The sequence below is a fragment of the Synechococcus sp. B60.1 genome (assembly GCF_047462555.1).
Taxonomy (GTDB): Bacteria; Cyanobacteriota; Cyanobacteriia; order Thermostichales; family Thermostichaceae; genus Thermostichus.
In genome coordinates this window covers 1-7,544 of the sequence record NZ_JANSJN010000032.1, presented here as the reverse complement: position 1 = coordinate 7,544, position 7,544 = coordinate 1, and the positions used below count along the sequence as shown (strand labels likewise).

Below are 7,544 nucleotides of genomic sequence, written 5' to 3'. Positions count from 1 at the left end.
GTGAGGTGCGGCTGCAGCCCGCCGGTAGCCAAGTGGTTGAGCTGGCGGATCTTCTCCAGGTCCAGCCCGCGACCATAGCCCTGGTAGGCCAGGGTAGAGTCGGTGAAGCGGTCGCAGAGCACAACCTGCCCTGCCGCCAGGGCGGGAAGGAGGCATCTTTGCACGTGCTCGGCCCGGTCTGCCGCGTACAGGAGCAACTCGGCCAGCGGCGTTATGGGATCCCCGTGCAACAGCAGCTCCCGCAGCACCTTTCCCAGTGCTGTGCCCCCTGGCTCGCGGGTACACAGGCAAGCATAGCCCTCTTGTTGAAGCTGCTCGGCCAAAAGGGACTGCTGAGTGGTTTTGCCCGCTCCTTCTCCACCTTCTAAGGTGATGAACACAGCAGTCTCCCTAGAAAGGAGAGCTAGCGCAGATTAAGCTGCGGTTGCAAGTTAAAGGAGTGGCCCGGGATCACCACGTACACGTCGGGGATGTTGGTAGGCTCCAGGCCTTGCAGGGCCAGCCCCTCCACGTTGGAGCGCAGGGCGTCGTTGATGGTGGTTTCCAGTTGGGAGAGAACCTGGGCCTCATTACCCTGACTGGCCAAGCTAGGAAACTGGTTGTAGATGGCGCGGGCCAAGCCGCTGGCCAAGGGGAGCTGAATGAGGGTGAGGTTGGATCCGCCCAGTTGCGGGCCTAAGGTGTTGGCTCGGCCACGGATGCCCAAGGCCTGCAGGGCGTTGGCGGTTTGGCTGACGGGGATGGTGCAGGTGTCCATCTTGTAAATGGGCACCGAGGCCATGGTGAGGGCGGAAACGCTGGTCAGTTGCACCACGGTAAAGGAAGCCGTGCCGTTGTAGGCAAAGCAAAAGTCCCGGAAGGCCGCCGGCACGTTGGCCGCGCGGATGGGACGCTCATCGTCAAAGCCGCCCGACTCCGCGAAGAGGTTGCGGATGGCAAACCCACCAAAGAAAGCCAGCAGGGCCACCACCAGCAAGATTGTCAGATCCGAAGAGGAGACTTCCCCTGAGGAGCTGCTGCTGCGCCCTCCACCTCCATATCCCCCACTGCCCCCGGAGCCGGCGGTGTAGCCGTAAGTTGCAGACCGGGAGGAGCCGGCATAGGCGGAAGAGCGGGCCGATCCGTCGTAGCCCCAGTTGCTGGAGATAGAGCGCCGGGGAACCAAGGCTTGTCCGGCACGCCTGGCCCGGGGCCGAGAGGACTCTGTCTCCTCACCCCGCGAAGATCCGGCGGCAGCTTCTCGGGCTGAGCTAGCCCTCTGTTCTCTCCTGGCATCCTCCGCTTGCAGGGCGCGCCCAGAGAGACGAGCAGAAGACGCCTTCCCATTGTTTTGCCTCTCCTCATCCTCTAGCCAGTCTTGGGCACCGCCAGCGGAGGGGGCAGAACTGTCCTCCGGCAAGGGGGGCGGGGAACGCCGGCCTTGGGACTCTGAGCTGCTGGGAGCTTGGCCGCGGCTTCCCTCACCGGCAGCAGCCGTTGAGTCTGGAAAACGGTTTGGATCGCGCTCTTCAGAGAAGGTCATTCTTCAGGCTCCCAACGCAAAACTGGCATTCCCATCTTCCTGTACCGAGGAAACCTTTTGGCAGGTAGGATCCACAGAGCTGCAGCCTTGGGGTTCAAGGGATCCCCTCAGCGGCATTGTGCAGCCTTTTCTGGCCCAGGTTGCTGCCGTGATCTCGGGCTCTTGTCGTGGACAAATGCCGCCGTACCTCCAAGCTAGCCTAGACTGCGCTCCAAGATCAGGAGCTGTTCTTTCAAGGCCCTCAGGGCCTGGCCGCGGTGGCTGACGGCTTCCTTTTGCGCCGGGCTCATCTCGGCAAAGGTCAGCCCCACCTCCGGCACCCAAAAGAGCGGGTCATAGCCAAATCCTCCTGCTCCCCGGGGCTGAGCCAGGATCTCCCCGTGGCAGATGCCCTCCACCAAGGCCCGCACCTGCCCCTGGGGATCCACCACAGCAATGGCGCAGTGAAAGCTGGCTTGGCGGTTGGGGATCCCTTCCATCTCCCGCAGCAGCCGCGCAATGCGGGCGGCATCGTCAGGGGCATAGCGGGCCGAATGGATCCCCGGGGCGCCGCCAAGGGCTGCCACCGCCAGCCCAGAGTCATCGGCAATGGCCCACTCCCCCAGAGCGGCTGCTACAGCCTTGGCCTTGAGAAGGGCATTTTCGACAAAGGTGCTGCCGCTTTCTTCCACTTCTATCGCCGCCGGGAGGGGACGCAGATCCCAGCTGGGAGCATGGGCCTGGAAGAAGGTGTTGAACTCCCGCCATTTACCAGGGTTGCTGCTGGCCAAGATCAAGGGGCGCGCCATAGGCTGGGGATCGCGGGAAACACAGGTATCTTAGCGGAAGAAAGCAGACAGCAGAGGGCTGCCCAGGTCCTCAGTGGATTTCCAGAACCATGTTGTGCAAGGCCGTGTTGATCACCAGGGTGGAGCCGCAGCGTTCCACCTTTCCCCCGTCCCAGTGCATGTGGCCGCAGATGTAGTAGCGCGGCTGTAGGTGATCCAACAGGGGGCGCAGGGTGGGCATGCGGCGGTGGTACCATTTGCCGCCTTCGTCCAACAGGCCCCGCGGCGGCGCGTGGCTAAGCAGCAGGTCAATGGGGCGAGGAGGCTGGCTGTAGAGGGTAAGCAGCTCCTGCAGATGGCTGCGGGTAAGGGTCCAGCTCCAGCCGCAAGGGGGAGTCCAGGGCACCGCCAACACTTGCAGCCCTAGCCACTCAAAGTAACAAGACTGGGTGATGGCCCGTCCCCACCTGCCAGCTAGGGCATCCAACACGGCAGCGGCTGGGTCGTGGTTGCCGGGCAAAAAGAGCCAGGGCTTGCCCAGGCCGTCTACTGCCGCCAGGAAAGATTGCAACTGGATGACCTCAGCTTCGGCTGTTGGGTAAAAGCCTTGGGTGGCGTTGAGGGAGGGCTTGCCAGCCTTGGAGCAGAAGTCGCCGCAGTTGATGTAGGCATCCACCTGGGGCAGATGGTCAAGGGCCTGCTGGATCAGCCGGTTGCTGCCGTGGTAGTCGGAGCCGAGGAGCAGTTTAATCCCCATAGGCTGGCGGGAAGCAAAGGGTCTATTGCGGACGGGATCCCTGCAGCAGGGCAGCTACCTGTTGCCAGGAGCTGCGGTACCAGGCCCGTTGGGCCTCCAGCTCCTCTTCTAAAGATCCTGTCGGGCCAAACTCCGGACAGGCATACCCCAGGGAGCGCAGGCCCGCCACCAACAGTGCTGGCGACAGCCACCATTGTTGGGCCAAGCGTAACAGATCCACCTGGGCTTGGTTTTGCAGGTAGTGGCGCAATTGCCGTTGTAAGACAGCGGCGGAGGGCAGAGGCACCGCCTGGTGGTGCAGGACAACGAGCAGCGCGTCGCTAGGGGTGCAGTAGAGCAGCCACTTGAGGTGATCCAAAGAGGGAGGCCAGCTCCACAGCCACAGTTGGTCGTAGCGATGGCCAGCTTGGGGGCGGTCGTAGTGGAGGGTTAGGGAGGGATGCTGCTTCGGGAGAAGGACAAACGTAGGGCGCCGGAAGCCGTAGAGGAGGATCGTTCCCCGCGCCTGGGGCAGGAGGGCAGAAAATCGAGATGCAGCCTGCCAACGCAGCGGTTGGGTGGGCTGGGGGGCAGGGCGATAGATCAGCAGGGGCGAGGGTGCTGTCTGGGCCCCAGCTTTGGCATTGGACATGGTGGGAGCAACGGCGGCGGGCGAAAGATTGGCAGAGCTGGCCTCTGCGGCAGGCCGGATCCCAAGAATTTCCAGCTCCAGTTGGGTTTCTTCCCCCCACCTTTTAGCCTTGAGGGTGTAGGCGATGTCAATCTGCTCCGGCAGGGGATAGGCGGCGGCCCCTCGCCAGCAAATGGCCCAAAGGGGACGGCTGGGGACTTTGGCTGGTGCGGCAAGCGAGGATCCTGCCCCGTCCAGGCGCCGGCTGACGGGATCCCGGAGCAGCAGCTTTAGGTGGCCGGGGGTATCCTCCTCCCCCTGGGCAGGCTGCGGGCCAAATCGCTGCTGCTGCAGCACCTGCAGGTTGCGGCTGCAAAAGACCGGCTCAGGATTGCCGATGCCACAGGGTTGCAACCGTTGCAGCTCTCGGTAGAGGTCGAGGGTGAGATCCGCCAGCGCCACCTCCGCGTCGATCTGCACCAGGGGCCGGATTTGCTCCGGCTGCAGACGCTGTTGGGCCAATTGCCGCAGCCGCTCTTCCAAAAGAGGCCAGTTTTCCGCTTTCAGGCTAAACCCCCCCGCCGCCGGGTGGCCGCCATGTTTGATAAACAGATCCTTGCAAAACTCCAGGGCCTGAAACACGTCGAACTCCGGGAGCCCCTGCCGCGCCGAGCCAGTGATCTCCCCCTGGCGCGACTGGCTGCCGATAAACACTGGACAGCCAAAGCGCTCCGCCAGCCGCGAAGCCACCAGGCCAATCACCCCCTTGTGCCAGCGCTGCTGGGGAGTTCCCAAAAGGATTAACACCCGCTCCTGCGCCAGATCCCGCTCTTGCCGGGCCATCTGCTCCAAAGCCTCCGCCTCAATGCGGCTGCACATCTGCTGCCGCACCTGGTTGAGCCGTTCACAGCGGCGGGCCAGTTTCTCTGCCTGCTGCGGGTCGTCGGTGGTCAGCAGCCGGATCCCCATCTCCGGTCGGCCAATTCGCCCAATGGCATTGATGCGGGGCCCCAAGCCAAACCCTACCCACTCTGGCCGCAGCTCCTCTAGGGATCCTGTCATTCCCATCACTGCCAAGAGGGCGCGGATCCCGGCCAGCGGCGAAGTGGGCAAGAGAGCCAGCCCCTGCCGCACCCAAAGACGGTTCACCCCCGTCAGCGGCGCCAAATCGGCAATGGTGCCCACGGTAAACAGTTCCAGGGCTACCCGCCCCAACTGTTCGTCGCCGCGGCGCTCTGCCAAGGCTTGGGCCAGGAGGTAGGCCACCCCCACCCCGGCCATCCCCCGATAGGGAGACGATGCCGGGATCCGCTTGGGGTTGAGAATGGCGTCGGCAGGGGGCAACTGGGGGGGCAAGTCGTGGTGATCTGTCACGATCACCGTTAGCCCTAACTCTTTGGCCAGTTGGATGGGCTCGTGGGCAGCAATGCCATTGTCTACGGTGAGAATGAGGCGTACCCCCTCGCGGTGCAGCTCTTGCACCATGCGGCTGTTGAGGCCATAGCCCTCCCTGAGGCGGCTGGGGATGCGGTAAACCACCGGTGTGCCCCGCAAAGCCCGCAGCAGCAGGGCCGTGCTGGTCATGCCGTCGGCATCGTAGTCGCCGCAGATGGCGATGGGCTCCTGCCGGCAAATCGCCCTCTCCAACAGCTCTACCGCCAGGGGCAGCTCGGCAAAGTCATGGCTGGGCGGGGGCAGGTAGGTGGGATCCGGCTGCAAATAGTGTTGGATCTCGGCGGGGCCAGACAGGCCGCGGTTGAGCAGGATCTGGGCCAACAGGGGCGAGATCCCCACGACCTCAGCCAGACGCCGGGCCGTCGGCTCATCCACAGGATGGAACAGCCAGCGTTGGTCGGGGATCCCGGCCATGGCCATTGGTCTTCAGCTAGCGGGTAGCAGTGCTACAGTTGGCCTGTAAGCTATCTTTTGACCCTAACCTAAAAACGCCTCTCTGCTCCTCAGTGCGCTGCCCATGTATTCTCTGCTGCTTACCTATGGCCTCAACCCGCTGACGGGACTGAAGCTGTTGGTCAAATCCCCTGAGCAGGCCTCCCTGTGGACGTTGATCCAGCAGCTCTGGGGCCGCCCCGGATCCCGGCGCCGCAGGCCGCGACTCCAAATCTCTCTGGGCCGCCTCGTGCCCGAACAGAGCGAGCGCCTGTCTAAGTTGGAGGTGCTGCTGCGCTTGCGGTTTTTCATCGCCATCGAAGCTGCAACGCCGGAGCAGCCTTTGCCGGCCCTCCCCTCCGGCCAGGGATCCACCATTCAGCTTGCCCGCTACACCGAAGGTTCCCAGCACTACAAAACCGAGATCCTCCGCTTCGCCCTGGGAGGATCCCGCGCCCTCGGAGCGCCGCGCCGCCAGAGCTATCGTCGCCGCCGCTTCTAAAAACCCCTGGCTGAAACCGTTCCGACCAGCAGTGGAGTTCTGCCGACCTGTCTATACTAGAGATGCGCTAAATCTGTGCTTCTCCCGTGAACGCTGGGCTGTGTCAGTGCCACAGATGGCTTATAAACCAAAGGGCTGCTCCAGGGTGGCAGGGGATCCCTGCCGGCCCATGGCCCCAAGTGGGGAGGACGGCAGCCCTCCTGGCTGGATCCCTGGCGGCTGGCATGCTTGCCCTGCCCGCTGCTTTGGCCTTAACCCGCTACCAAGTCCACGTCTTGGCCGCCGAGGCAGCCGCCTTGGCTCAGGTGCGTGCCCAGGTACCGGACGCCTATTTCGTGCAAGGGGATGGACAGGTATTCATTCTGGCAGGAACCTTCATCAACCGCAACCACGCCCAACGCCGCCAGGCCGAATTGGAACGGTTGGGCTTGCCGGTGCGGGTGGTGAGCCGTCAAGATACGGATCCGCCCCTTCCGCCCGCTTTTCCCGCCCAAACAGCGCCCGACCGCCCCTCCGCCAGTTCTGAAAACCCTGTCCCACCGGCGCCAACGGCTCCCCCCTCCGATCCCCAGCGGCCCTTTGCCACCTATGTGCCCAACCCCAGCAGGGATCCCCGGCTAGAGGAGCGGGTACGCCGCTTCTTTCCAGGGGCTGCTGTGGTGCAATACCGCGGCCAGGCCGCCTTGCAGACGGGCACCTTCTCCCGCCTGTCGTTGGCCCAGGATCAGGCCCGCTGGCTAACTGCCCAGGGCTTGCCGGCGGTGGCGGTGTCGCTAGCTGAAGGGGGATCCGGAAGGGATCCCGACTCCCAGCCACCTCAGGGGGAGCGCTACTGGGTGTTGGTGGCGGATCCCAGGGGGGAGAAATGGCCTGCACTCAAACAACTGCTAGAGGGATCCCTGCCCTTGATCTACGACGACCTGCGGGTGGTGCGCACGGGCGGGTTTGCCGACCCGGCTGCTGCCGCCGAACAAGTGCGGTACCTGGCTGGCCAAGGCTACGAAGCCGGGATCTTCCCCGCCGACCTGCGCCGCTCTCGACCGCTTCTGGTTCAGGATCCCACCCCCTCTCCCGCATCCCTGCGCGAAGAAGGCACAGGTGGATTTTGGGTGGTGGTATCTGCCGGGGCAGAGGCGCTGCCTAAGCTGCAGCAGTTTGCCCCTGACGCTTTTGTGCGCGGCTCTGTGATTCAGGTGGGCACTTACCGGCAGCGGGCCAATGCCGAACAGGCGCGGCGTGCCCTGGCCGAGGCGGGGTTTGACGCCCGCGTCCTGCCCGTCGAGTAGCAGCAGCCGGCTTCAGCCCCTTTCCCTGAGGGAGAGGGGAGGTCAGAAACCGTTTCGCGGCTGTTGAGCATAGCCCCATTGGGCCTCGTTGCCCTTTGCACCACTTCTTGGAATCACCAGGGATCCTTCTACAAGTGAGATCGCCGCCAGGGTGAGGCGCAGGGTTTCCGCCTGTAACTGGGCCGGGCTGGCCAGGGGATAGGCCAACTGTTG

General features: G+C 64.0%; 7 protein-coding genes. 2 read left to right on the top strand and 5 right to left on the bottom strand.

Translation table 11 applies throughout. The features are described from left to right. The 5 genes from tmk to recJ all read right to left on the bottom strand — a co-directional run. Positions 1-380, bottom strand: a 380-nt coding sequence (gene tmk / locus NW863_RS05305; RefSeq protein ID WP_414365005.1) for a dTMP kinase, incomplete at its 3' end; no start/stop codon positions are given. Between the two features lie 23 nt (positions 381-403). Continuing rightward, complete coding sequence (locus tag NW863_RS05300; protein WP_414365003.1) at positions 404-1,165, bottom strand: hypothetical protein; 762 nt, start codon at positions 1,163-1,165, stop codon at positions 404-406. 551 nt (positions 1,166-1,716) lie between these two features. After that, positions 1,717-2,310, bottom strand: coding sequence for an RdgB/HAM1 family non-canonical purine NTP pyrophosphatase (gene rdgB / locus NW863_RS05295; protein WP_414365002.1), 594 nt, complete (start codon positions 2,308-2,310; stop codon positions 1,717-1,719). Positions 2,311-2,380: 70 nt separating this feature from the next. Further along, positions 2,381-3,046, bottom strand: a complete 666-nt coding sequence (locus NW863_RS05290) for a metallophosphoesterase family protein (RefSeq protein ID WP_414365000.1) — start codon at positions 3,044-3,046, stop codon at positions 2,381-2,383. 22 nt (positions 3,047-3,068) lie between these two features. Next, a complete protein-coding gene (gene recJ, locus NW863_RS05285; protein ID WP_414364998.1) occupies positions 3,069-5,531 on the bottom strand; it encodes a single-stranded-DNA-specific exonuclease RecJ in 2,463 nt (820 codons plus the stop codon). A 97-nt stretch (positions 5,532-5,628) separates the two neighbouring features. Between recJ and NW863_RS05280 the strand changes: the two genes are divergently transcribed. Beyond that, positions 5,629-6,045 (top strand): hypothetical protein, encoded by a 417-nt coding sequence (locus NW863_RS05280; protein ID WP_414364996.1) that lies wholly within the window; start codon positions 5,629-5,631, stop codon positions 6,043-6,045. 224 nt (positions 6,046-6,269) lie between these two features. Then, positions 6,270-7,331: an SPOR domain-containing protein gene (locus NW863_RS05275; protein ID WP_414364994.1), complete on the top strand. Its 1,062-nt coding sequence runs from the start codon at positions 6,270-6,272 to the stop codon at positions 7,329-7,331. The last annotated feature ends 213 nt before the right edge of the window (positions 7,332-7,544 follow it).

Excerpts from the sequence above, each read along its gene's own strand:
- rdgB (WP_414365002.1), bottom strand. The coding sequence starts at position 2,310 with ATGGCGCGCCCCTTGATCTTGGCCAGCAGCAACCCTGGTAAATGGCGG.
- NW863_RS05290 (WP_414365000.1), bottom strand. The coding sequence starts at position 3,046 with ATGGGGATTAAACTGCTCCTCGGCTCCGACTACCACGGCAGCAACCGG.
- recJ (WP_414364998.1), bottom strand. The coding sequence starts at position 5,531 with ATGGCCATGGCCGGGATCCCCGACCAACGCTGGCTGTTCCATCCTGTG.
- NW863_RS05280 (WP_414364996.1), top strand. The coding sequence starts at position 5,629 with ATGTATTCTCTGCTGCTTACCTATGGCCTCAACCCGCTGACGGGACTG.
- NW863_RS05275 (WP_414364994.1), top strand. The coding sequence starts at position 6,270 with ATGCTTGCCCTGCCCGCTGCTTTGGCCTTAACCCGCTACCAAGTCCAC.